Raw genomic sequence first — 23,412 nt, forward strand, 5'->3', positions numbered from 1 at the left:
TTTCACTTTATTATAACAAACGTTACAAGAAAGTAGAGGGGAGAAATCTGTCTCTTTATAAAATAGTTATTTATAAAAAGTCACATAAAAAGAACTCGTCAGACGTATGACAAGTTCTTTAGTGTATTATTGTTGAATTGCTGCATCTAAAGCGATTTCAATCATTTCGTTAAATGTAGTTTGACGCTCTTCAGATGTTGTTTCTTCGCCAGTGAAGATGTGATCGCTAACTGTTAATACAGATAATGCATTTACACCGTATTTCGCTGCTAATGTGTAAAGAGCAGTTGTTTCCATTTCTACTGCTAATACACCGTAATCTCCAAGTTTTTTAACCATGTCCATGCTTTCACGATAAAACACATCTGCTGTTAAAACGTTACCGACACGAACGTGTAATCCTTTTTCAGTTCCAGCATCGTAAGCTTTCTTTAAAAGATCAAAGTTTGCAGCTGGTGCAAAATCAAATCCTGGGAATGTTAAACGGTTCATATTAGAATCAGTACAAGCCGTCATTGCGATAATAACATCACGAACTTTTACATCTTTTTGAATTGCACCGCAAGTTCCAACGCGAATTAAATTTTTAACTCCGTAGCTTTGGATTAATTCGTTTACATAAATAGAAATAGAAGGAACACCCATACCTGTACCTTGAACAGATACACGTTTTCCTTTATAAGTTCCAGTGAAACCTAACATACCACGTACGTTATTATAGCAAGTAACATCCTCTAGAAATGTTTCAGCGATATATTTTGCACGTAATGGATCACCAGGTAATAGAATAGATTCAGCGATTTCGCCTTGTTTTGCTTCGATATGTACACTCATGAAAAGTCCTCCTTATAATGTATTGATAGAAATCAATATCATTTGCATTATACACTACGAATCCTTTCAATTAAAATCTTTTTATTATTTGTAATATGTGCAAAATAGGAGGATTTCATAAATCATAATCTAGAATATATACCTTAAGAAGTTTTGTATGAACAGAGACAATAAAAATGGTAGGTGATGTTTTGAAAAATCTTGTCATTGGACTTATTGCGTTAGTACTTATTGTGGCAGGAGGATTTTACATAAAAAAATATCAAGAAAACGAAGAGACTGTAGGAGATGTTCAGGAAGTAAAGTGGGATGTGTCAAATGGAAAGGGAAATGAGAAAGTAGATATTTTATTTCAGTTGTTAAACAAAAAGAATAATGAAATTCGTGGTGTAAATGATCAAATTCGGGCAGTGATTGTAGATGGACAGTTAAAACACATACAACAAATTAAACCTACATTTGCAGGGAACGGGTCATATAAGTTATCTTCCAAAATAGCGAAAGACGAAGAATATACAATATTTTTATACGAAGATAAAAATAAGTCCGTAGAGTCATTCGCTAGGAAAGATTTTGGTAGAACGAAAGAGGAGAACAATAAGAAAAAAGTGAAATTTCCAATCGACAGTGTACTTACAAAAAAAATAGGAGAGTATGAAGTTTCTCTTTTATTTGGCGCATTACATCCGAATGAACCAGTTACGTTAACATTTCAGTTTCAAGCGAAAAAGGGTGAAAAATTGAAATTACATTCAGAGAGAGGAGAAGTAGAGTCACTCTATATCGTGGATGAAACGAAGGAGAACTTTTTATACGCTATGCCTGTAGATACGGATGAGCAATTACAATACCGGATTACATTTCCTGCCGAGGGCACGTATAAAATGTGGGGGAATTTCTATATAAATGGTAAGAAGTATGAAAAAGAATTTATTGTACAAGTTCAAAAAAGAAAAAACAGCTAAGAATTTAGCTGTTTTTTCTTTTTCCTATTAATTTTGTTACAGAGAGCATTGTAATTGGTAAAGAATGATTCTTCCTAAATGCTAAATATTTACCGCTCCATGCTGGTTTATATTTTTCTTTAAAATGTCGTAATCCGCTGAAACTATACGTATAACGAACGTTATTAAAGATTGCAGCAGCCACTCGTTCAGACCAGAAAGACTGTGTGGATAAACCAACATTTGAAAGTGGTGCCATACCAATATTAAAGGAGTGGTACTCATTTTCTTTTGCCCATTGGAATAAGTGGATGAAAATTGCGTCCATAATGCCGCTAGGCGCATCTGGATAATATCGCATTAAATCGACAGATAATGATCCGTTTTGATATACGGGCATGAATGTTGTGAATGCAATAATTTTTCCATCCGCATCAGATAATGTTGCGATAGGAGCGCGACTAATATATTCACGATCGAAGTATCCGAGTGAAAAACCTTTCTCTTTTTTTCCGCCAAGCCATGCATCTGAAACTTTTCTTAACTCTTCATATAATTCGTCGGAGAAAGGTGGCTCATGAATAGAGAATGTATAGCCTTCTCTTTCAAAACGGTTGAAAGTAGCTCGCATGCCAGCACGTTTCTTTCCTGTTATTGTAAAGGTATTTAAATCAACAACAGCTTCTTCACCGAGCTTAAAGAAGTTATAACCAAAATCGTGATATAAACTCATCCATTTACTTTCAATTTGGTAGAATACACAAATGTATCCAAATCGATCAGCCTCAGCTAAAAACTCTTGCAATACAGTACGATAGGAGGAAGGGTCACCAATTGGATCACCTAGTACAATAAGTCGTTTTCCAGTTATTGAGAAGAGAATGAGTGCTTTTCCATCACTACTGAAAAAGAACTGCTTATCTCCTAAAAAACCTAAATGACTAAGTACATTTCCACCATGTTCATCTAAGAAGTTTTGTAATCTTTTATCATTAGCTGGTTGCCCGGGAAATTCATTTCGATAACGATTTGCAATGAGTGAACCAATTAGTAAAAAAGTAGGAACAAAAAAGGCAGCTGCTAATGCACTTCGTTTCACTTGTGTAATATTACGAACGACAAAATCAGGTTTGAAAGCTTCCTTTGCACCTGCAAATAAAATACCTAAGTTTTTATATAAATATAACGTTACAAGTAGGAATATAAAAACTTTTACGATATCGGAAAGTGAGACTTCCATTTTCTCACGTACAAACCTTTTACGAAGCATATACAATACAGCGAGTACGATTAATAAAATAAACGTTTCTTCAACATCAATTCCTTTTAGTGTATTAAAAATAGCCGCTCCAATTAAAGAAACAATCGTCATATAATAAGAACGTTTTGTTCCGTAATATATCCCCCGTGAAAGAATGAGTAGGAGAATACCGAATGTTAGTGATAAGCTAAAAGAAAATTGAATAAGGTGTTTTGGAGCTAGAATATGTAAGGCGTGTGCCCGATTTATACTTGTCGGTAGAATGGTTGATAAAATAACCATTAAGCCAGCAAATACTGTTAAAGCAGCAGATGCCCAAGAACCTAACTTTCCTAGAAAGTCACGCTGCAAGGTCCATATAACACCAGTTGTCTCTAATGCAGGCGCAATAAAAGGTTTATCTTCAAACTTTTTAATGGCTACTCCTGTCATTTCAAAAGCTGCAAAAATGAGACCAAGGCAGAATGGTAAGATGTAATAGACGAGACGATATAATAACATAGCAGGGAGTAAAACACCTGTATCGATGCCGTATTGCCCAAGCCCAGTTAAGAAGACAAGGTCAAATGATCCAAGGCCACCAGGAACAAGACTAACGACACCAGCTAAAGCAGCAATGACATATACGCCTAAAAACTTTTGGAATTCGATTTCAATGCCAAATAATAATAATATGACGTACATAACAATACCAGCAGATACCCATTCGACTAATGAAACTAATGAGTATAAAACGGTTGGGTTCTTCTCCTCTTCTTCTTGTCCCTCTGTTTGCGTCGCTTTTCTATTTTTTAATTTAGAAAACCCGATATATATAGGAACGAAAAGAGCAAAGAAGATAAGAACAGGCCATAGCCATGGTTTTTCATGCAAAATAAATCTCGTGTCTAATATTCCGATAAGACCAAGAAATGAAAGAATGGCTAATCCATTAATAAAGGCAGTTGTCATCCAAGCGATACTTTTAATAAGTTTTCCATTTTCTTTTATGTATGGACGATAAAGCATTGTGCGTACGCCGGCTCCAACGAGACCACCAAACCCGATAAATCCATTTAAAGTATTAGCAATCCACGAGATACGGAAAATCTTTTGGACAGGAATATCAGCTTTTAAGTAACGAAGCATAACATAGTCATAAAAGAACATTGTTGATACAGCGAATGCACCAAGTGTAATTGCTAAAAAGACTCCTCCAGTTGGAATGTTTTTAATTGTATCAATCGCTTCTAAAAAAGAAATGCCCGCTAATTCTTTTTTTGCTTGAAAGAATACAATTGTTAATACAACAAATGGGAAGATAATTTTCCCGATTTGTAAGAAACGTTTCCATGAAAACGACATAAATACAACTCTCCTTGTGTAAGAAAACTGAGACAATAATATTATTATGACAAACTTCAAGAAAAATAAAAAGGTAAATTCCTGTATAGGGGAGCTATTTTTTATATAGGTATATTTAAAAGAATATTTTGTTTATCAGAAAATTAAGTTAGAATAAGATAAAAAAAGGAGGAGAGGGGAGTATATGATTATAAAAGGTTATGTAGGATATGAGTTAGAAAAAGCGAAACCTAATACATCAGAGGATTTTTTTAACAGATCTGAAGTGACATATATATTAAATGATAAAGAGAAAACTTTTTCGGTTTTATACGTTCGATATTTTGAAGAAGTTTTACAAGAAATTACTCCTTTTGAAGGAAATCCAGTGTATAAAGTAGAAGAACAAAACATATATTTACGCGATATTGTAGCGATATGTTGTTTAGTGAAAGATAGGGAGCTTCGTGCGCAAAAACGTTTGTATTTAAATAATATGGAAGAATTTCAACAATATTTTGATGAAGGAACGGTGTTGAAAGTACAAGAAATATTGGCTGAATTACATAAAAATAAAAGAGTAGAAATAGTGTGAAATGGCAAAGGAGAGAGAAAAATGTCTAATTTGATGGTTGAAAATCAAACAGAACAAGTTTCTATATTTTTAGAAGATGCTATTCATTTAATAACCAATTATGTAAATTATCATACGTTGCCTTCTTTATTAGAGGAGACACCGGCAGGGAACGAGCAATATTATAAAGGGTTATTAGCATCAATGAGACGACTTCTCGTTTTTTGCGAAGAAGGACATGATGCATGTTTTGTTTTGTTGAATAGTCAGCCATTTCGAAAAACAGCAGCTGAAAAAATTTTATATAAGATTTACCATCAAGTAATTGCAGAGTTTTTTTCACCGAAGAGTGATTATTGGTATGAAAATAGTCGGTCTGCATATACAGGAAAAAATTCTATCGTTTTTCAACAAACACCACCTGCATCTTTGGGGCAAGTGATGAAGAGTTTAGAAGGTAAATTTCAATTGATGCGTGAAGAACTAGAATATTATGAGACGGATTATCAGACAAAGATGTTACACAAATATTGATTGCGGAAAAGAAGCTAAGGTGACTTAGCTTCTTTTCCTTTTGTACAGTTATATAAGGGATTTTCATTGAATATAGTTAAGTGGATAGCATTAGGGAGGTGCAACATGAATCAGCAAGGTGTATTTACAGATTACTTTCATGAAGTAGAAAATTGGTGTGAAAGTGTTCTTCACGTATTAGATAGCCGCGCAATGGAAGTGTATGATGTCCATATGCTTGCTTATAAAATTCAGACGTTGTTAGAGCGTATGAAAGAGCATGAGTATGAAACAGATGCAGAGTTTATGTATGAAATAAGTGATGATGTAGAACATATTCAGCATCACTTGCAGGAAGTATTTATGCAAGAAGAAGAGGAATATGAATTATATGAAAGAGGGGATAGCGAACGAGCTGTTCCAATTGGAGGACATACACTACCGCCATTACCTTATCCGTATAATGCGTTAGAACCGTATATTTCTAAAGAAATTATGATGTTACACCATGATAAACATCATCGGAGTTACGTGGAAGGGTTAAATAAAGCAGAGAAGATGATGGAAGAAGCGAGAAAAACAAATCAATTTGATTTAATTAAGCATTGGGAAAGAGAAGCGGCTTTTCATGGGTCAGGTCATTACTTACACACGATATTTTGGAATAACATGAAAAAAGACGGTGGTGGAAGTCCAAGAGGTGCTTTTTCACAACAAATCGAGCAAGATTTTGGGAGCTTTTTACGTTTCCAAAAACATTTTACAGAAGCGGCCTCTAAAGTAGAAGGTTCAGGCTGGGCAATTCTCGTTTGGGTGCCCCGGTCTGGAAGGTTAGAAATTTTGCAAAGTACACTTCATCAATTATTTACACAATGGGATACGATACCACTCCTTGTACTAGATGTCTGGGAACATGCGTATTATTTACAATACCAAAATCGAAAAGATGAATATATTAAAAACTGGTGGAATGTTGTAAATTGGCCTGATGTAGAAAAAAGGTTTGAAACTGCGAAACAAATTGAATGGACACCATATTAGACGCAAATTCTCTGCGTCTTTTTTAATGAAAGCAGAAGGAAGATTTCGTTCATATTTTAAAAGGCCAAGCATACACTTGTACAAAAAGTGCCAAAAGGACGTGGGGGGAAATATGAGACGAATTTGTGTAATCATTACGCTTCTTATTATGTACGCAAGCGTTATGCCAATTCCTACATATGCAAAGATGAACAGCAATGTCAGTGCTCGAAATGCTGTATTAATGGAGCAACAGTCTGGTCGTGTATTATACGGAAAAGCAGAACATGAACCTCAAAAAATTGCTAGTATAACAAAAATTATGACTGCCTTGTTAGCTGCTGAATCAGGGAAGATGAAAGAAATGGTGTCAGTTAGCAATGAAGCGGTGAGGGTGGAAGGATCAGCAATCTATTTAAAGCCTGGACAAAAAGTGAAGTTAGAAGATTTAGTATACGGACTCATGCTTAGATCTGGTAATGACGCAGCGCAAGTAATTGCTGAAAGTGTGGGTGGGAGTATAGATGGATTCGTATATTTAATGAATGAAAAGGCGAAAGAAATTGGAATGAAAGATACTCACTTCTCAAACCCTCATGGTTTAGATGGAGATGGATCACATTATTCGTCGGCTTACGATATGGCGTTATTAACGAAGTATGCAATGGGAAACGAGTCATTTAAAAAAATCTTTGGAACAAAAACGTATAAATCCGATTCTTGGGATTACCCGTGGAAAAATAAACATAAGTTGGTAACGTCTTATTATGAATTTGCAACAGGAGGAAAAACAGGCTTTACGAAGAAAGCAGGAAGAACGCTTGTTACAACGGCATCAAAAGATGGACTAGATTTAATTGTCGTAACTTTGAGTGCTTCTAGTGATTGGGATGATCATATGAATCTATTTGACAAAGGATTCGAACGTTTCAAGCAAACGAAAGTTTTAGGACAAGGAGCAATTGCTGAAATAAATGAAAAGAAGTATGCCAACCATGTTTATACGAAAAATAGTTTTTCTGTGCCGTTAACTGAAGAGGAAAGAAAGAACGTGTTATTAAAAGTTGAACTGGATAAAAGTATAACGCTTGAGGATGGAGTAAAGGTTGGAAAGACAGATGTTTATGTTGGCAATGAGAAAGTTGGAGAACGGAATTTATTTTATAGTAAACGGAAGTTAGTAGCTACAACGGGACTTTACTGGAATAATGTGAAAGAAATTTTTTCTTACATGATAGGTGTTGGGAACGATGGTTAATCTCGTATGGGTAGCGATGGCTGTCATTGGGATTGTATACGCCATGATAAATGGAACGATGGAAGAAGTGAATAAGGCTGTATTTGACGGAGCAAAAGATGCAGTAACGATTTGTATAGGACTTATTAGTGTTTTAGTATTTTGGCTTGGTTTAATGAAAATTGCAGAGGAAGCCGGATTGTTAAAAAAATTAGTTTCGCTTTTTATGCCGATAGTAAAAAGGTTGTTTCCAGAAATACCAAAGGACCATCCGTCCATGGGATTTATTCTATCAAATATGATGGCAAACTTTTTTGGTCTAGGTAATGCAGCAACCCCTCTTGGTATTAAAGCGATGGAACAACTAAAAGAGTTAAATGGAGGAAAGGATTCGGCGAGCCGTTCTATGGTGACGTTTCTAGCATTAAATACATCAGCTATTACATTAATTCCTACGACAGTCATTTCAATTCGAATGACGTATGAATCAGCCAATCCTACTGAAATTGTTGGGGTAACATTTATTGCACAAGTACTTTCTATGATTGGAGCGATTTGGATTGACCGCTATTTTTACCGAAGAAGGAGTAGAAAGGGGCGGAAAAAATGAGTATTGTAAATACAATTTCCTTATGGGTAATCCCTTGTGTAATTGGTTTTATCCTTTTATATGGCACGATAAAGAAAGTGCCGACGTATGAATCGTTCGTTGAGGGAGGAAAAGAAGGGATTCAAATTGCAATTTCCATTTTACCGTTTATGGTTGGAATGCTTGTTTCTATTTCTATATTCCGATCTTCAGGTGCGCTAGATGCAATGATATCAGTAATGAAGCCAATGCTAGATTTAATTCATGTTCCAGCAGAAATCGTTCCATTAGCACTAATACGCCCTATTTCAGGTTCTGCTGGTCTAAGTATTACGACTGATTTAATTGCCACATATGGGCCAGACTCATTCATTGGGAGATTAGCTTCTACGATGCAAGGGAGTACAGATACGACTTTTTATATTTTAACAGTATACTTCGGAGCTGTTGGTATTAGAAAAATGGGAGATGCATTAAAAGTAGGTCTTTTTGCAGATTTAATCGGAATTATTTGCTCGATTGTCTTTGTTTCCCTATTGTTTCAGTAAAGCTATTCATTTTTTATGCTATTTCGCGTATAATACGTATACGACCACTATTAAGGTGTAGCTTAATAGTGGTTTTTTTATGTGGTATTTTTGACAAAATGATGAACTTTTATTGTGAGAAATATGAAAAATATGGACAATAATAAAGGATAAAAACATGATTTGACCTTTATATGTTTAATATCATCGCTATGTTGTTTAAGTGAGATGGAGCGAATAACCGTAAAGCGTATGCGGTTGCCAAGTCTTTCTAATGTAAGGTAAGATAAATTCGAGGTGAAAAAAAGAAATGGAACGATTACAAAAAGTGATTGCGCAAGCAGGTATTGCATCGAGAAGAAAGGCTGAGGAATTAATTCAGCAAGGAAAAGTGAAAGTTAACGGAAAAATAGTGAAAGAGTTAGGAACAAAAGTAACTCCTCAAGATAAAGTAGAAGTAAATAACATCCCTCTTGAAAAAGAAGAACCTGTTTATTTTTTACTATATAAACCAACTGGTGTAATTTCAAGTGTATCAGATGATAAAGGTAGAAGTGTTGTAACAGACTTTTTCCCTGAAATTACACAACGTTTATTCCCAATCGGACGTCTAGATTATGATACGTCAGGAGTATTATTAATGACAAACGACGGGGACTTCGCAAATATATTAATGCATCCTAAATATAAAGTTGAAAAAACGTATGTTGCAAAAATAAAAGGCCCATTAACAGGTGAGAAAATTCGCATGTTAGAACGCGGTGTTGCACTAGAAGACGGTAAAACAGCACCAGCACATGTGAAAATTATTTCTTGGGACAAGCGTAAAGAAATGGCTATTGTACAATTAACAATTCATGAAGGACGTAACCGTCAAGTACGTCGTATGTTTGAAGCGTTAGACTGTAAAGTAGTGAAATTAAAACGTGAACGTTATGCTTTCTTAGAAGTAGGAAGCCTGCGACCTGGTGATGCGAGAGAATTGACACCACATGAGGTGAAACAATTACGCGCGCTTGCTTCTACAAAGCCAAGATAAGCTATAGAGTTAAAAATTCACCAGTGGAGTGCTCTGCTGGTGATTTATTCAATACAACATTTACAGAAGATAATACATAACATTTACCGAGGAGAGGAGAGGTAATATGAAGAAAAATCGCTTATTATTTCGCGTTATTATTCTACTCATTTTATGTGGTGCTGTAGGATTTACCCTTTATCAAGGATTCTTTGCTAATAAAGAGAAAATGCAAATCGGAAAAGAAGCACCTAACTTTGTTGTGACGGATTTAGAAGGGAAGAAAATTGAACTAAAAGATTTAAAGGGAAAAGGTGTATTTTTAAACTTTTGGGGTACGTGGTGTAAACCTTGTGAAAAAGAAATGCCTTATATGAATGAATTATATCCAAAGTATAAAGAAAAAGGCGTTGAAATCATAGCGTTAGATGCGGATGAAACGGATATTGCAGTAAAGAACTTTGTGAACCAATATGGTTTGAAATTCCCAGTTGCTATTGATAAAGGACAAAAGATTATAGGAACATATGGAGTAGGTCCATTACCGACAAGCTTTTTGATTGATAAAGATGGAAAAGTAGTGGAGCAAATTATAGGTGAACAAACGAAAGAACAGTTAGAAGGGTATTTAAAGAAAATTACTCCGTAATAAAGAAAGCCTTTACATAAGAGGTGCGTGTCTATAGTGCCTCTGGTTTAAAAATTCTGAGTATTGCGGTAACTTGAGGTTAGAATATACAATAGTACATATAGAGACAGGGGCGGTGAGAGTGTTGAAAGAAATTAAATGTGAATGTGGACATGTTAATCCGATAGGAACCGTTTTTTGTGAAGCTTGCGGGAAACCATTTGAAAGCAATGAAAATGCAAAACTATTGGATATGCGCTATGAGGGGAGTGCACGGAGATCTCTCACGCAAACAAAAACGATAGTCGATAAAATTTGGAGCTTTTTCTCTTCTGTAAAAGTGGGTGTATGGCTAATCGTAATAACTTTAGCTGCATCAGCGATAGGAACTATTTTTCCGCAAGAAATGTACATAACTCCAGGGATTGCACCAGCTGAATATTATAAACAAGAATACGGATTTTTAGGGCAATTATACTATCAATTAGGATTTAATAATTTATACGGTTCATGGTGGTATATGATTTTGATTGCTTCTATCGGTATTTCACTTGTGATATGTAGTTTAGACCGCGTTATTCCACTTTATAAAGCTTTAAAAAAGCAAGGCGTAAAAAGACATCCTAGCTTTTTAAAGAGACAGAGATTATATGGGACTGGTACACCGAAAGATGGTGACCTGGAAAGAGTGCAAAAGAATTTAAAGAAAAGAAACTATAACGTGAAAGTGGAAGACGGAAACGTTTTAGCAGAAAAGGGACGCTTCTCGCGTTGGGGTCCATATGTAAATCATATCGGTCTTATTATCTTTTTATTCGGTGCGATGCTTCGTTTTTTACCGAGTATGTACGTAGACGAAGCACTTTGGTTACGTGATGGTGAAACGAAAGAAATACCAGGGACGGATGGACAATACTACTTAAAAAACGAGAAATTTATAAAAGAAGTTTATGATAAAAGTAAGGACAAGGAAGTTTTTGAGGAAGCGATTGATCGTGTAGGCGATAAAATGATTGCGAAAAACTTCCAAACGAATGCTGTATTATATAAAGCTGTGGGCGAAAATATAGCAGGGCAAAAACCAAAGTTGGAAAAAGTAAAAGAAGCGGAAATTCGAGTAAATGAACCACTGAAATTTGATCAATTTGCAGTGTATCAAGTGGATTATAAAGAAAGTGAATTTAAAAGTATGTCCTTCAACTTGCAAAATAAAGAAAATAATCAAAAATGGGGACCGATTAAAGTAGATTTAACGAATCCTAAGGAAAAATATGATTTAGGAAATGGTTATTCTCTAGAACTATTAAGCTATTTTCCTGATTTTTATTTCGATGAGAATGGAAAACCAAATACAAAAACGAAATTACCGAACAATCCTGCATTTGTATTTAAAATGTTTACACCTGAAACACCAGATGGTGAAGTGAGTTTTGTTGGTATTCAGCAAAATATAGAACCTGATGGAAACAACAAATATAAAATGTCGTTTGCAGGTGTTGAAATGCAAAATGCAACAGCACTTACTGTAAGAAAAGATTTAACGCTTTGGATTCTCGGTATTGGAGGGTTTATATTTATGGTTGGTGTCATTCAAGGTATGTATTGGAATCATCGCCGTATTTGGATACAACGTGTTAATGATGAATGGTGGATTGCAGGGCATACGAATAAAAATTGGTTCGGTTTAAAGAAAGATATTGAAAGAGTAATAGAAGGTACAGCAATTCCACAGCCAAATGATAAAGTAATCGATAAAAAAATTAGTTAAGGTGGGGAAACGATATGGTGCAAATAAGTAGTAACTTTCTCTTTACCGCATTTATTTTATATTTAATTGCGACTCTATTTTTTGGTGGAGCCATTAAAGAAAAGGGTCATAAATGGGCAAATGTAGGAATAACAATTACAATTTTAGGGTTTATAGCACAAACAGTATATTTTGTTACAAGGTGGATCGCATCAGGGCATGCACCAGTTAGTAACTTTTTTGAATTCGGTACATTTTTCGGCATGATGCTTGTAGGAGCATTTATTGTAATGTATTTTATGTACCGTGTAAGTATAATTGGACTATTTGCATTACCAGTTGCGCTTTTATTAATTGCCTATGCAAGTATGTTTCCGAGGGAAATATCTCCGCTTATTCCATCTTTAAAAAGTAATTGGTTACATATTCACGTGACGACTGCAGCAGCAGGACAAGCAATTTTAGCGATTAGTTTTATTACGGGCGTTATGTATTTATTAAAAAATGTAGATCAATCAACGAGAAGTAAACGGACATTTTGGCTAGAGACGGTAGTATTTACACTTGTTTGTACAGTTGGATTTATTGGAGTAACAACGGTATTTTCTAGTATGAAATATGAAGCGAAGTTTCAATGGGTTGATAAAAATGAACAGCAACTGGAAATGAAGTACAATCTTCCGGCTTTAGTTGGACCGCATGAAGGGAAGTTACTGACAGAAAATAAATTAGAACCGGCAGTTGAAGTTCCAGCGATTGTAAATGCGAAGAAATTAAATACTGTTATTTGGTCAGTGTTAGTTGGAACATTACTTTATATTGTATTAAGACTTGTTTTACGGAAGCGAGTATCGGCAGCACTTCAGCCGTTAGTAAAGAATACGAATAGTGATTTACTAGATGAAATCGGATATCGATCTATTGCAATTGGATTCCCAGTTTTCACATTAGGAGCGTTAATTTTTGCAATGATTTGGGCTCAAATAGCGTGGACGCGTTTTTGGGGCTGGGATCCGAAAGAGGTTTGGGCACTTATAACGTGGCTCTTTTATGCTGCAGTACTACATTTACGATTATCTAAAGGGTGGCATGGAGAGAAATCAGCTTGGCTTGCAGTAATTGGTTTTGCAATTATTATGTTTAACTTTATTGTAGTAAACTTAATTATTGCCGGTTTACATTCATATGCATAGAGAAATAAAATAGGAGAGTGCATGTCACTTTCCTATTTTATTTTTGTCAACTTTTCTTCTTTTTTGAGAAAAACATGACAAAGTAGCGGTTGATTTTGTAAAATGATGTCGAGGACATTATATACTGTTCAAAAAAAATACATAGTTTTGGAAAAAAATTGAACAAAATTTATTATTCTTGTGAAGCATAATATGGGAAGTGAAACATTTAGAAGATTGCTTAAATAAACGAGAATAGCGCAACATAATAGTAAAGAAGGGTAGGTGTGAACCGCTGAAGTGAGAGTACGCAGCGGGTAGAGATGGAAAATGAATCAAGAATTTTAATTGTAGATGATGAGGATCGTATTCGTCGTTTATTGAAAATGTACTTAGAAAGAGAACAATACACAATTGAAGAAGCAGATAATGGTGATACAGCTTTAGAAATGGCGTTACAAAATGATTACGATTTAATCTTATTAGATCTTATGATGCCTGGTAAAGATGGCATTGAAGTATGTAAAGGGGTTCGTGAGAAGAAAGCGACACCAATTATTATGCTGACAGCAAAAGGTGAAGAAGTAAATAGAGTACAAGGATTTGAAGTTGGAACAGATGATTATATTGTAAAGCCATTTAGTCCACGTGAGGTCGTGCTACGTGTGAAAGCGGTATTACGTCGTGCTGTACCAACAACATTCTTTACACAAGATACAACGACAAAAGATGTTACTGTATTCCCGCACTTAACAATTGACAACGATGCACACCGTGTTACTGCAGATGGTAATGAAGTAAACTTAACGCCGAAAGAATATGAGTTACTATTATTTTTAGCGAAAGCTCCTGATAAAGTATTCGATCGTGAGCAACTGTTAAAAGAAGTATGGCAATATGAATTCTTCGGAGATTTACGTACAGTTGATACACATGTAAAGCGTTTACGTGAGAAGTTAAGCAAAAAATCACCAGATGCAGCGAAAATGATTGTTACTGTTTGGGGTGTAGGTTACAAATTTGAGGTTGTGAACGACTGATGCTTTGGAGAAGTGTAGTAGGGAAGTTATGGATGACCATATTACTTCTCGTTTCGTTTGTTCTTGGATTTGTTGCGATTTTACTTTCACAGTTTTTTAGAACGTATTATGTTGATATGAGTGAAGCTAGGCTTCAAAAAGTCGCAACAAGTGTTTCAGAGTTAATTGAAGAAGGTGCCGATGTAAAAACGATTGAGAATATCGCTTACAAATTCTCTGATCCACTTTCAAGGATTATTATTGTAGAAGATGGTAAAGAAATCTCTTCTTCACCGAAACAAGAAGGCTTAGTCACTCTTACAATGGATGACTTAAAAGAAGATAAAGAATTAGCGGCTGTGTTTACAGACAAAAAAGAAATTAAGAATAACATTAGAAAAGCCTCTAATAGTAGAAAAAATAAAAATACTGAAAATGATATTATGATTGTCGGAAAACCAGTGCAATCAAAAAATCAAAGTGCAGTGTTTGTATACGAATCTTTACAAGTGCCGATACAAGGTATGGAAAGAACGACTGATTTTATATTCTTATCAGCAGGGATTGCGATTATATTAACAACTTTCTTTGCATTCTTCTTATCTACTCGAATTACAGCACCACTTCGTAAAATGCGTGAGGTTGCTTTTGAAGTGTCGCGTGGGAAGTTTGATGCGAAAGCCCCTATGGTATCTCAGGACGAGATTGGTGAGCTTGCAACGGCCTTAAATCAAATGGGGAAACAGTTGAAGTTTAATATGAATGCCCTGCAGCAAGAGAAAGAACAGTTAGCAAGTATTTTGAGTAGTATGGCAGATGGGGTTATTACATTAAATCAAGAAGGTGAAGTTGTAGTAATCAATCCGCCGGCTGAACATTTCTTACAAGTTTGGCAAGAAGAAAAAGAGATAGAGCTCAGTAAAAAACTGCCTTCTGAACTTGTTGAACTATTCCATCTCGTTGTAGAAAGCGAACAACAACAAGTTGTTGAAATTAATTTACAAAAAGGGAACTATGTAGTTCTTATGACGCCGCTCTACAATCAAACGAAAATTCGCGGGGCTGTAGCAGTACTGCGAGATATGACGGAAGAACGTCGTCTTGAAAAGATGCGTCAAGACTTTATTGCGAATGTATCGCATGAACTTCGTACACCGATGGTCATGCTGCAAGGGTATAGTGAAGCAATTTTAGATGATATTGTGCAAACGAAAGAAGAAATTAATGAGTTTGTTCAAATCATTTATGATGAATCCGTTCGTTTAGGTAAACTTGTAAATGAATTATTAGATTTAGCACGCATGGAAAGTGGTAATGTAGAGTTACATATAGGTGAAGTGGACATACATCCGTTTGTTGAAAAAATTGGTCGTAAATTCCAAGGGATTGCAAAGGATAAAGAAGTTGAACTAACAGTTGATTTCAAAAATCCAATTGAACAATACCCGTTTGATGCAGATCGTATGGAACAAGTATTGACGAATTTAATTGATAACGCAATACGTCATACGAACGCAGGCGGACATGTAACACTTGTAATTGATACGAAAAATAATGGTCTCATTTTTGAAGTACAAGATTCGGGCGTTGGTATTCCAGAAGAAGATATTCCATTTTTATTTGATCGTTTCTATAAAGCTGATAAAGCAAGAACACGTGGAAAAAAAGGTGGAACAGGACTCGGGCTTGCGATTGCGAAAAATATTGTTCAAGGCCATGATGGTAAAATTTCTGTATCAAGTGTTGTTGGAGAAGGAACTATATTCTCTGTCTATTTACCGAATCGTATAATTTAGATATACGTTTTTAAAGTTGATAATGAATAAAGTTCTGCTGTTTTTTATTTTTTTGTAAACTCAATTAAATAAAGAATGGTAGAACTTTTTTCTATGTTGCTCGAATAAAGAATAACAAGAGAGGTGCTGTGAAGAAATGAAATTATATACAAAAACAGGAGATAAAGGAACGACAAGTGTAATAGGTGGTAGGGTTGATAAAGATGATATCCGTGTGGAAGCGTATGGAACAATAGACGAGGCGAATTCTCATATCGGATATGCAATGACTAAACTACAAGGCGGGCCTTTCGGAGATATTTACAATGAACTTGAAACGATTCAACATGAACTATTTGATTGCGGGGGAGACTTGGCGATAGTAGGTGAGAAGATACCTTATAAAGTAAAAATTGAAATGGTCGAAAACTTAGAAAGTAGGATTGATTCGTATATAGAAGAAGCACCGCCGCTAGAGCGCTTTATTTTACCAGGTGGAAGCGAGTCGGCAGCTGCTATTCATATTGCACGTACAGTTGTAAGGCGAGCAGAACGATGTATCGTGTCCTTACAAAAAGAAGGAAAAATAAATGAAGTTGTTCTAAAGTATGTAAATAGATTATCTGACTATTTATTTGCAGTAGCTAGAGTAATAAACGCTCGATTACAAGTAAAAGATGTAGAGTATAATCGCAGTGCAATCGTTTTTCGTGATAAGAAAGAGAAGGAAGTGGAGTGATTCACTTTCTTTTTTGTATACTTTTTTCTGTAATATACCAAAATAGAGAAGGTATGGTGGTAATTAGAAAACGGAGGATGTATATGAAAGTTTTAAAATACGGCATTATGTTATTGACAGTACTGTTTTTATCTCAATTACATGTGTACGCAGAGGGAAATCAATGGGCATGGCCTGTTGAAGGACAGATAAGTGATTATTTTGGGACAAGACACGGAAAACACTACGGTATAGATATAGCGGCACCGATCGGCACGCCTGTGTCAGCTATTCAAGAAGGGAAGGTAACAAAGTCTTATTATTCAAGTAGTTATGGAAACGTTATATTTATTAAACATGGAGAATATGAGGCTGTGTATGCACATTTAAATAAGAGATATGTAGTTCAAGGGGATTATATTTCAAAAGGAGAAAAAATTGGAGAAGTAGGGAACACGGGAGAATCGCGAGGTGCACACTTACATCTAGAACTTCATCAAGGAAGATGGACGATGGCGAAAAAGAATGCGATGAACCCATTGCTTGTTTTAAGTGAACAAAGAAATGAAGTTGTTTCTTCATCATTATATGTCGTACAAAAAGGGGATACTTTAGTTAGTATTGCACGGAAATTTAGTATGACACTTAAGGAAATTAAAGAAAAAAATGGATTGCAGCAAGAGCTAATTTATCCTAATCAACAATTATATGTTAAGTAAAGGCAACGTCTCAAAAATTAAACTTTGAATATTCTTAAATAAGGTTCAATGTAAATGAAATTATATGGGCGCTTCTCCTAGAAGTATTGAGTGAATTAGAGTATCTATATTTAACAGAAAACCGTCCCAAAATTTATTTTGGGACGGTTTCTTTTACCAAAAAATAAAGACACATATAAATCCAGAAATAGCTAAATAGCTATATAAGTAAAAAACTTTTGTTCTTGTTTTCTCTTTTGTTCGAAACAGTACGATAGTCGGTTCAATTAAACCGATTGTCAAACAAAGTAGGCCAAGAAGCATACAACCAATCGAAATAGAATACAGGGCGATTTGTGGTGCTTGAAATGGAATCATCCATTTTAATAAAAATGCAATAAGTGCAGTGTAACAAATGCTACCGATGTATTTATTCAGTGGTGTATTAGAACGAAAGCCAGGAAGTTTTTTTAAGAAAGAGCGGGAAACAACTTCTGTTTGTAAAGATGTATGCTCTTCAATAATTTTTTGAGCTTCTTTTCCTTTTTGAAAAAGAGATAAGATCCAATTTCGCTCACCCTGAAAAATAAATTGAGAAGTTGTCAAATAGTGATCAATCTTCACTTTACTCCAACTCTTCCACGGATGACGCTCACACAATTTTAATTTACTTTCTGTTTTCTTATCATACTGATAAATACTGATGCCATCTTCATCGAAAGTAGCATAGTATGTCTCGTTTGAGAATGTGCCTAAATCAATTGGGCAGTAGAAAAGTAATTCTTTTTTTAAGTAAAAGTATTCTTTTCTTAAGTTTTTTTTCATTGCTTCTCGAATAGAATGTCTCTTTTCTTTTTTCATGACATTTCCTCCATAACTCAGAAAATGTTCTTATCTTAACAATTCAATATCTTATCACTTTTAATTATATATGACTAGGTAATTCAAAAGAGAAATGCCGAATAATAAAAAATATGGATTGTATTGTAAAATATTTCGCAATTCATTTGTTGTTACGAAAAATAAATAACTAATTTTAAATAAGTTACAATTTTTTAGTTCACAATGTTATAAGGTTGTTGTATAATGAAGGGGAAAATAGAATATCGGTCTATCTTCGGGGCAGGGTGAAAATCCCGACCGGCGGTGATGAACTATTTATGATTTTGTTCTAAGCCCGCGAGCCGTTAAGGCAGGATTTGGTGTGATTCCAAAGCCGACAGTATAGTCTGGATGGGAGAAGATGGAGGTTCAAGCGTTCAAAAAAGATATGGATTTGAACGTCTGTTTGATGTGCCTTAAATTCTCCCTTTGTGTAAAACACAAAGGGTTTTTTCGTTCTATGAAAAAATAGGCATAGCAGAACCTTTCCACTTTCCATGAGATGATCGATGGAAAAGGAGAGAGAAAGATGAAACAAAAAAACAGTGTAGTGCAGATGGTGAGTGTAGCGATGCTAAGTAGTATTGCATATTTACTAATGATGTTGGATTTCCCGTTCCCAGGGCTTCCGCCATTTTTGAAAATTGATTTTAGTGATGTACCAGCTCTAATTGCAGCAATTATCTTTGGACCAGTAGCAGGAGTGATTGTAGAGGCGATAAAGAACATTTTACATTACGGGATTCAAGGAAGTTTAACAGGAGTACCAGTTGGAGAAATTGCAAACTTTATTGCAGGATGTTTATTTATTGGACCAGCAGCTTTCTTATTTAGAAAGTATCGTACTGTGAAGAGTTTAACGACAGGATTAATGCTAGGGACAATTACAATGGCACTTATTATGAGTGTATTAAACTACATCATCATATTCCCGGCTTACACTTGGTTTTTAAATTCACCGGCTATGTCTAGCGAAGCTATCAGAACAACGGTTGTAACGGCAATCTTACCATTTAATTTAATTAAAGGAATTGTTGTAACAATTGTATTTGTAGCATTATTCTCACGCCTGAAAGTATGGGTGTTTGCAAAAATGAAAAATGCATAATATATATTAAAACCATTAGTAGTGTGGAACTACTAATGGTTTTTTATTAAGGAAAATAAAATTAGATACAAAAAACGCCCCTCATCCATATGAGGGGCGTTTTTTGAAGTTAATAAAAGACTATTCGAATTTTAAAGCGTCTCCGTCGAATGATTCGTCAGCAACTTTAATTGAGTCAGTTGGACAGCCTTCGAATGCATCCATCATATCTTCAATTAATACATCTGGAATTTCAACGATACCTTGGTTATCGTCTAATGTTACAAATGCAATACCTTCATCATCATAGTCATAAATGTCTGGTGCAGCAGCGCCACAAGCACCACATGCAATACAAGTATCTTTATCAACGATTGTATATTTTGCCATCTTTTTTCCCTCCTGATAATATGTATGTGAAAAGCTCGCCATAAAAATTATAACCTTATTGTAAAACGGTTTGTGAAACTTTTCAACATAAAATTATAATGATAATGCTTATCAATTAGAGTGTCAACTTATTTTTGAATTATGTCATAAGATTTTCAAAATACGTAAATGTGATTTCGTTTGATACAATAGAATATATACAAGTATATAGTCCTTATATGATAAGTTTAATGAGCGACAGTAGATAGTGTAATTGTACTGAAAAGAATGAAGTTAAGATTGGAAGGTGGAAGCGGTCATGCAAATACAATATACTTTGTTGCATTGTTTAAAACAATTGAATGGTGAAAGAACCGTTTCTTCTATTTATTATTTACTAAAGGGCAAACGTTCTTCGCAAACTTTACAAGATGGAAATATGTTCCGGATTTCTTTTTTATTCGGAATATATAAATCATTAAATAGAAATGACTATGATGGTGAAGTTGTAAAGTTGTTGCAAGCGGATTTTATTCAAGAAATACATGAAAATACATATGTGTTAACACCTACGGGTAAAATGCAGTTACATAAATGGGAGGAAGTTTATGCTTTTCCAGCACATTTGCATGGTTTACATTATGGTGAATTAGGTGAAACATTTTGGAAAAGATTATCATTGATTATTCAAACCATATCAAATTTACAACAGAATAATACGAAGTTTATCCCAATTCAACAAGATACAGAAATAATGATGTGGGTAAAACGTTTTCTAACAGGAAGGCCATATAAAAGAAGTGAGTTGGCGAGGAAACTATGGACGGAAGTACATAATCTTTTGGAAAAGAGTAATGCGATAGAAGCGACGATTGTAACATATCGACTAACGGGCTATGAACGTATTGGTTGTACATTGCAACAATTAGCAGAAATTACAAAACAAGATATATTCAGGGTGTATTTTTTATTTTGGGGTACAATGCATTTCTTTATACAAGAAGTTCGTGATAAAGAAAATGAATTTCCACTATTAGCTGAAATTATATCTTATCCAAATGAGAGAGCTGAATTATTTAGTTTATCCACGAAAAAAACATATAATTTTTGGAGACAAGGGCGTTCTTTAGAAGAAATAGCGACGATTCGGAATTTAAAGGTTGCAACGATAGAAGATCATTTTGTTGAAATTGCTTTGCGAGAAAAAGATTTTTCTATTGAAATGTTTATGGAAAAAGAAAAGATAGACAAAGTAATAAAAGTAATTGAAGCATTACAAACGCGGAAGTTACGTGTTTTGAAACAAGCTGTTGGAGAAGATATCTCTTATTTTGAAGTTCGTCTTGTATTAGCGCGGATGGAGGGTGTAAATGAAACTTGAAGAATATTTATATAAGTGGTTTGGATATTCTGAATTTCGTCCAGGTCAAAAAGGAGTTATTACAGATTTATTAGAAGGAAAAGATGTGATAGCAATGCTTCCGACTGGAAGAGGGAAATCTATGTGCTATCAGTTTCCGGGGCTTATGCGAGAAGGAACAGTGCTTGTTGTATCACCGTTATTATCTTTAATGGAAGATCAAGTGACACAATTAAAGTATGTTGTGAAAAACCGAGTGATAGCATTTAATAGTTTTCGGACATTAAATGAAAAAAGAGAAGCGATGAAAAAATTATCTTCATATAAATTTATTTTTGTTTCACCAGAGATGTTACAGTCGGAGTTATTAATTAGGGAATTGAAGAAAATTCATATTTCATTATTTGTTGTTGATGAGGCTCATTGTATTTCTCAATGGGGTTATGATTTTAGACCGGACTATAAGAAACTAAATGTAGTTATTGAAAATATTGGTTCTCCTACAGTATTAGCATTGACAGCCACAGCGACAAAAGGGGTACTACAAGATATCGCAGACAGTTTAAATTTAAAGGGTGCCGCGGAACATGTATACTCTATTGACCGTCCTAATATTGCAATGGAGGTGCAATTTGTAGAGACGATAGAAGAAAAGAAAGAGGCGCTTTTGGAGCAGGTGATGTATTTACAAGGGCCGGGAATTGTATATTGTTCAAGTAGAGCGTGGACAGAAAGGTTAACGGAATACTTGAGAGGAAAAGGTGTTACTGGTGTAGCTTTTTATCATGGTGGTATGGAACATGAAGAGCGTATGTTAATTCAACAACAGTTTATGAACGATCAATTGCAGCTTGTAATATGTACAAGTGCATTTGGTATGGGGGTAAATAAGGCGAATACGCAATATATTATTCATTTTCATTATCCAACTAATATAGCTTCTTACTTACAAGAAATCGGAAGAGCTGGAAGAGATGGCGAACCGAGTATAGCTATTTTATTGTGTAGTCCGTTGGATCATGATTTACCAATTTCAATCATTGAGGATGAATTGCCAAGTAAGTCGCAAATACAATTTTTATTTTCTTTACTACAAGAAAGAATGTTTCAAACGAAAGAATTACCAATAGAAGATGTAGAAGAAATTTGTTATAATGCAGCAAGATTTAATGAGCAATATTGGCGTTTCGTTCGTTATCATCTCGAACAGGTTGGAATTATACAACAACGAAGATTATTATTAGAGGGTTTGTCAGATGAAATTATGAACCGATTAATAGCTGAAGTAGAAATAAGGTTGCGTAATAAATATAGTGAGCTAGAAAATATGAAGTCATGGATACGAGTTAAAGGATGTAGACGTGAATATGTGTTGCAACAGTTCGGTTATAGGAAAGAGAAAGAGTTAAATAATTGCTGTGATTATTGTGGTATTACAAAAGAAGATTATAAAAAAAGACGAGCGCAACAATCGGATTTCGACTATAATTGGGAAACAGAGTTACAAAAGCTTTTCGGCCTAGAAAAGATGGGGGAATGATGAACATTCAAAGGCATAATGTTGAAGATATGAGTCCGCAGGAAATAAGGCTGAATCTATATATAACACAGTTAATTATTATCGGTATTGGCTGTTTACTAGCATATATATTATTTCAAGATGTAAAAGAAGTGTTTAATTTATGGAGATGGGAACCAGTATCTATACTTATTATAGGTGGTTTGTTAGCGATTGGTATTGTGTTATTAGATTATGTTGCAATGCGAGTGTTTCCAGAGTCTTGGTTTGATGATGGTGGTATTAACGATAAGATGTTTCGAGGAATGTCGGTTCTGCATTTACTCATTATTACGTTCGTAATCGGTTTTGCAGAAGAATTTTTATTTAGAGGTGTAGTGCAGACTCATTTTGGAATTGTAATTGCGAGTTTCGTATTTGCAGTGTTACATATTCGTTATATAACAAAGCCATTTTTGTTTTGTTTCGTCTGTTTCATTAGTTTTGTCTTTGGTTATGTATTTGAATGGACAGGGAATTTGTTTATAACAATCTTTGCACACTTTCTTGTTGATTTTATAATGGGACTCCAATTAAGAAAATAAATGGAAGGTGGTGG

23 protein-coding genes and 1 riboswitch are annotated in these 23,412 nt (G+C 34.8%); of the genes, 19 read left to right on the forward strand and 4 right to left on the reverse strand.

The genetic code is table 11. From position 1 onward, the window contains the following. Positions 1–126: 126 nt before the first annotated feature. Positions 127–834 (reverse strand): purine-nucleoside phosphorylase, encoded by a 708-nt coding sequence (deoD, locus tag ATL10_RS01685; RefSeq protein WP_000110707.1) that lies wholly within the window; start codon positions 832–834, stop codon positions 127–129. 176 nt (positions 835–1,010) lie between these two features. Here deoD and ATL10_RS01690 point away from each other — a divergent pair, with 176 nt between their 5' ends. Continuing rightward, positions 1,011–1,799, forward strand: a complete 789-nt coding sequence (locus ATL10_RS01690) for a hypothetical protein (RefSeq protein WP_000232599.1) — start codon at positions 1,011–1,013, stop codon at positions 1,797–1,799. A 4-nt stretch (positions 1,800–1,803) separates the two neighbouring features. Here ATL10_RS01690 and mprF read toward each other — a convergent pair whose 3' ends face one another. Further along, on the reverse strand, positions 1,804–4,383 hold the full coding sequence (gene mprF / locus ATL10_RS01695) for a bifunctional lysylphosphatidylglycerol flippase/synthetase MprF (protein ID WP_000010853.1): 2,580 nt from the start codon (positions 4,381–4,383) through the stop codon (positions 1,804–1,806). 184 nt (positions 4,384–4,567) lie between these two features. On the opposite strand from mprF, the gene ATL10_RS01700 reads away from it, so the two are divergent. From ATL10_RS01700 to ATL10_RS01765, 14 genes are all read left to right on the forward strand, one after another. After that, entirely contained in the window at positions 4,568–4,957 is a 390-nt protein-coding gene (locus ATL10_RS01700) for a hypothetical protein (RefSeq protein WP_000584360.1), read from the forward strand. 21 nt (positions 4,958–4,978) lie between these two features. Beyond that, positions 4,979–5,470 carry a YpuI family protein gene (locus ATL10_RS01705; RefSeq protein WP_000067551.1) on the forward strand — a complete coding sequence of 164 codons (492 nt, stop codon included), beginning with the start codon at positions 4,979–4,981 and terminating at the stop codon, positions 5,468–5,470. Positions 5,471–5,575: 105 nt separating this feature from the next. Next, positions 5,576–6,490, forward strand: a complete 915-nt coding sequence (locus ATL10_RS01710) for a superoxide dismutase (RefSeq protein WP_001075742.1) — start codon at positions 5,576–5,578, stop codon at positions 6,488–6,490. Between the two features lie 112 nt (positions 6,491–6,602). Beyond that, positions 6,603–7,727, forward strand: a complete 1,125-nt coding sequence (locus ATL10_RS01715) for a D-alanyl-D-alanine carboxypeptidase family protein (protein WP_001252626.1) — start codon at positions 6,603–6,605, stop codon at positions 7,725–7,727. Beyond that, a complete protein-coding gene (gene spmA / locus ATL10_RS01720) occupies positions 7,720–8,316 on the forward strand; it encodes a spore maturation protein SpmA (protein WP_000247810.1) in 597 nt (198 codons plus the stop codon). The genes ATL10_RS01715 and spmA overlap by 8 nt, the downstream gene beginning before the upstream one ends. Further along, on the forward strand, positions 8,313–8,843 hold the full coding sequence (gene spmB / locus ATL10_RS01725) for a spore maturation protein SpmB (protein WP_000029514.1): 531 nt from the start codon (positions 8,313–8,315) through the stop codon (positions 8,841–8,843). Before spmA ends, spmB begins: the two co-directional genes overlap by 4 nt. A 289-nt stretch (positions 8,844–9,132) precedes the next feature. Next, complete coding sequence (rluB, locus tag ATL10_RS01730) at positions 9,133–9,861, forward strand: 23S rRNA pseudouridine(2605) synthase RluB (protein WP_000440553.1); 729 nt, start codon at positions 9,133–9,135, stop codon at positions 9,859–9,861. A 106-nt stretch (positions 9,862–9,967) separates the two neighbouring features. Continuing rightward, positions 9,968–10,489, forward strand: coding sequence for a thiol-disulfide oxidoreductase ResA (resA, locus tag ATL10_RS01735; RefSeq protein WP_000742194.1), 522 nt, complete (start codon positions 9,968–9,970; stop codon positions 10,487–10,489). 121 nt (positions 10,490–10,610) lie between these two features. Further along, positions 10,611–12,236: a cytochrome c biogenesis protein ResB gene (gene resB / locus ATL10_RS01740; protein WP_000910517.1), complete on the forward strand. Its 1,626-nt coding sequence runs from the start codon at positions 10,611–10,613 to the stop codon at positions 12,234–12,236. A 14-nt stretch (positions 12,237–12,250) separates the two neighbouring features. Continuing rightward, positions 12,251–13,408: a cytochrome c biogenesis protein ResC gene (gene resC, locus ATL10_RS01745; protein ID WP_000250087.1), complete on the forward strand. Its 1,158-nt coding sequence runs from the start codon at positions 12,251–12,253 to the stop codon at positions 13,406–13,408. Positions 13,409–13,710: 302 nt separating this feature from the next. Further along, complete coding sequence (gene resD, locus ATL10_RS01750) at positions 13,711–14,427, forward strand: DNA-binding response regulator ResD (RefSeq protein ID WP_000426861.1); 717 nt, start codon at positions 13,711–13,713, stop codon at positions 14,425–14,427. After that, positions 14,427–16,202, forward strand: a complete 1,776-nt coding sequence (resE, locus tag ATL10_RS01755; RefSeq protein WP_110496342.1) for a sensor histidine kinase ResE — start codon at positions 14,427–14,429, stop codon at positions 16,200–16,202. The genes resD and resE overlap by 1 nt, the downstream gene beginning before the upstream one ends. 136 nt (positions 16,203–16,338) lie before the next feature. Continuing rightward, positions 16,339–16,920 carry a cob(I)yrinic acid a,c-diamide adenosyltransferase gene (locus ATL10_RS01760; protein ID WP_000781271.1) on the forward strand — a complete coding sequence of 194 codons (582 nt, stop codon included), beginning with the start codon at positions 16,339–16,341 and terminating at the stop codon, positions 16,918–16,920. A gap of 83 nt (positions 16,921–17,003) precedes the next feature. Further along, positions 17,004–17,618: a peptidoglycan DD-metalloendopeptidase family protein gene (locus tag ATL10_RS01765; RefSeq protein WP_000866227.1), complete on the forward strand. Its 615-nt coding sequence runs from the start codon at positions 17,004–17,006 to the stop codon at positions 17,616–17,618. Between the two features lie 153 nt (positions 17,619–17,771). Here the strand turns inward: ATL10_RS01765 and ATL10_RS01770 are convergent, their stop codons facing one another. Next, on the reverse strand, positions 17,772–18,458 hold the full coding sequence (locus ATL10_RS01770; protein WP_000711798.1) for a hypothetical protein: 687 nt from the start codon (positions 18,456–18,458) through the stop codon (positions 17,772–17,774). 248 nt (positions 18,459–18,706) lie between these two features. After that, positions 18,707–18,846: riboswitch (FMN riboswitch) on the forward strand. 162 nt (positions 18,847–19,008) lie between these two features. Here ATL10_RS01770 and ATL10_RS01775 point away from each other — a divergent pair. Beyond that, positions 19,009–19,587 carry an ECF transporter S component gene (locus ATL10_RS01775; protein ID WP_000810856.1) on the forward strand — a complete coding sequence of 193 codons (579 nt, stop codon included), beginning with the start codon at positions 19,009–19,011 and terminating at the stop codon, positions 19,585–19,587. 120 nt (positions 19,588–19,707) lie between these two features. On the opposite strand, the gene ATL10_RS01780 is transcribed toward ATL10_RS01775, so the two are convergent. Next, positions 19,708–19,956, reverse strand: coding sequence for a ferredoxin (locus tag ATL10_RS01780; protein WP_001151993.1), 249 nt, complete (start codon positions 19,954–19,956; stop codon positions 19,708–19,710). Between the two features lie 298 nt (positions 19,957–20,254). Here ATL10_RS01780 and ATL10_RS01785 point away from each other — a divergent pair, with 298 nt between their 5' ends. From ATL10_RS01785 to ATL10_RS01795, 3 genes are read left to right on the forward strand one after another with little or no spacing between them, the layout of a single operon-like run. Further along, positions 20,255–21,316: a YpbB family protein gene (locus ATL10_RS01785; RefSeq protein ID WP_001167017.1), complete on the forward strand. Its 1,062-nt coding sequence runs from the start codon at positions 20,255–20,257 to the stop codon at positions 21,314–21,316. Then, positions 21,306–22,835 carry an ATP-dependent DNA helicase RecQ gene (recQ, locus tag ATL10_RS01790; protein ID WP_016082279.1) on the forward strand — a complete coding sequence of 510 codons (1,530 nt, stop codon included), beginning with the start codon at positions 21,306–21,308 and terminating at the stop codon, positions 22,833–22,835. Before ATL10_RS01785 ends, recQ begins: the two co-directional genes overlap by 11 nt. Beyond that, entirely contained in the window at positions 22,835–23,398 is a 564-nt protein-coding gene (locus tag ATL10_RS01795; RefSeq protein WP_001025783.1) for a CPBP family intramembrane glutamic endopeptidase, read from the forward strand. The genes recQ and ATL10_RS01795 overlap by 1 nt, the downstream gene beginning before the upstream one ends. The last annotated feature ends 14 nt before the right edge of the window (positions 23,399–23,412 follow it).

This window comes from Bacillus sp. 196mf (genome assembly GCF_003217275.1).
In the GTDB taxonomy this organism is placed as follows: domain Bacteria; phylum Bacillota; class Bacilli; order Bacillales; family Bacillaceae_G; genus Bacillus_A; species Bacillus_A thuringiensis_S.

Coding starts and splice junctions, on each gene's coding strand:
- deoD (WP_000110707.1), bottom strand. CDS start 834: ATGAGTGTACATATCGAAGCAAAACAAGGCGAAATCGCTGAATCTATT.
- ATL10_RS01690 (WP_000232599.1), top strand. CDS start 1,011: ATGGTAGGTGATGTTTTGAAAAATCTTGTCATTGGACTTATTGCGTTA.
- mprF (WP_000010853.1), bottom strand. CDS start 4,383: ATGTCGTTTTCATGGAAACGTTTCTTACAAATCGGGAAAATTATCTTC.
- ATL10_RS01700 (WP_000584360.1), top strand. CDS start 4,568: ATGATTATAAAAGGTTATGTAGGATATGAGTTAGAAAAAGCGAAACCT.
- ATL10_RS01705 (WP_000067551.1), top strand. CDS start 4,979: ATGTCTAATTTGATGGTTGAAAATCAAACAGAACAAGTTTCTATATTT.
- ATL10_RS01710 (WP_001075742.1), top strand. CDS start 5,576: ATGAATCAGCAAGGTGTATTTACAGATTACTTTCATGAAGTAGAAAAT.
- ATL10_RS01715 (WP_001252626.1), top strand. CDS start 6,603: ATGAGACGAATTTGTGTAATCATTACGCTTCTTATTATGTACGCAAGC.
- spmA (WP_000247810.1), top strand. CDS start 7,720: ATGGTTAATCTCGTATGGGTAGCGATGGCTGTCATTGGGATTGTATAC.
- spmB (WP_000029514.1), top strand. CDS start 8,313: ATGAGTATTGTAAATACAATTTCCTTATGGGTAATCCCTTGTGTAATT.
- rluB (WP_000440553.1), top strand. CDS start 9,133: ATGGAACGATTACAAAAAGTGATTGCGCAAGCAGGTATTGCATCGAGA.
- resA (WP_000742194.1), top strand. CDS start 9,968: ATGAAGAAAAATCGCTTATTATTTCGCGTTATTATTCTACTCATTTTA.
- resC (WP_000250087.1), top strand. CDS start 12,251: ATGGTGCAAATAAGTAGTAACTTTCTCTTTACCGCATTTATTTTATAT.
- resD (WP_000426861.1), top strand. CDS start 13,711: ATGGAAAATGAATCAAGAATTTTAATTGTAGATGATGAGGATCGTATT.
- resE (WP_110496342.1), top strand. CDS start 14,427: ATGCTTTGGAGAAGTGTAGTAGGGAAGTTATGGATGACCATATTACTT.
- ATL10_RS01760 (WP_000781271.1), top strand. CDS start 16,339: ATGAAATTATATACAAAAACAGGAGATAAAGGAACGACAAGTGTAATA.
- ATL10_RS01765 (WP_000866227.1), top strand. CDS start 17,004: ATGAAAGTTTTAAAATACGGCATTATGTTATTGACAGTACTGTTTTTA.
- ATL10_RS01770 (WP_000711798.1), bottom strand. CDS start 18,458: ATGAAAAAAGAAAAGAGACATTCTATTCGAGAAGCAATGAAAAAAAAC.
- ATL10_RS01775 (WP_000810856.1), top strand. CDS start 19,009: ATGAAACAAAAAAACAGTGTAGTGCAGATGGTGAGTGTAGCGATGCTA.
- ATL10_RS01780 (WP_001151993.1), bottom strand. CDS start 19,956: ATGGCAAAATATACAATCGTTGATAAAGATACTTGTATTGCATGTGGT.
- ATL10_RS01785 (WP_001167017.1), top strand. CDS start 20,255: ATGCAAATACAATATACTTTGTTGCATTGTTTAAAACAATTGAATGGT.
- recQ (WP_016082279.1), top strand. CDS start 21,306: ATGAAACTTGAAGAATATTTATATAAGTGGTTTGGATATTCTGAATTT.
- ATL10_RS01795 (WP_001025783.1), top strand. CDS start 22,835: ATGAACATTCAAAGGCATAATGTTGAAGATATGAGTCCGCAGGAAATA.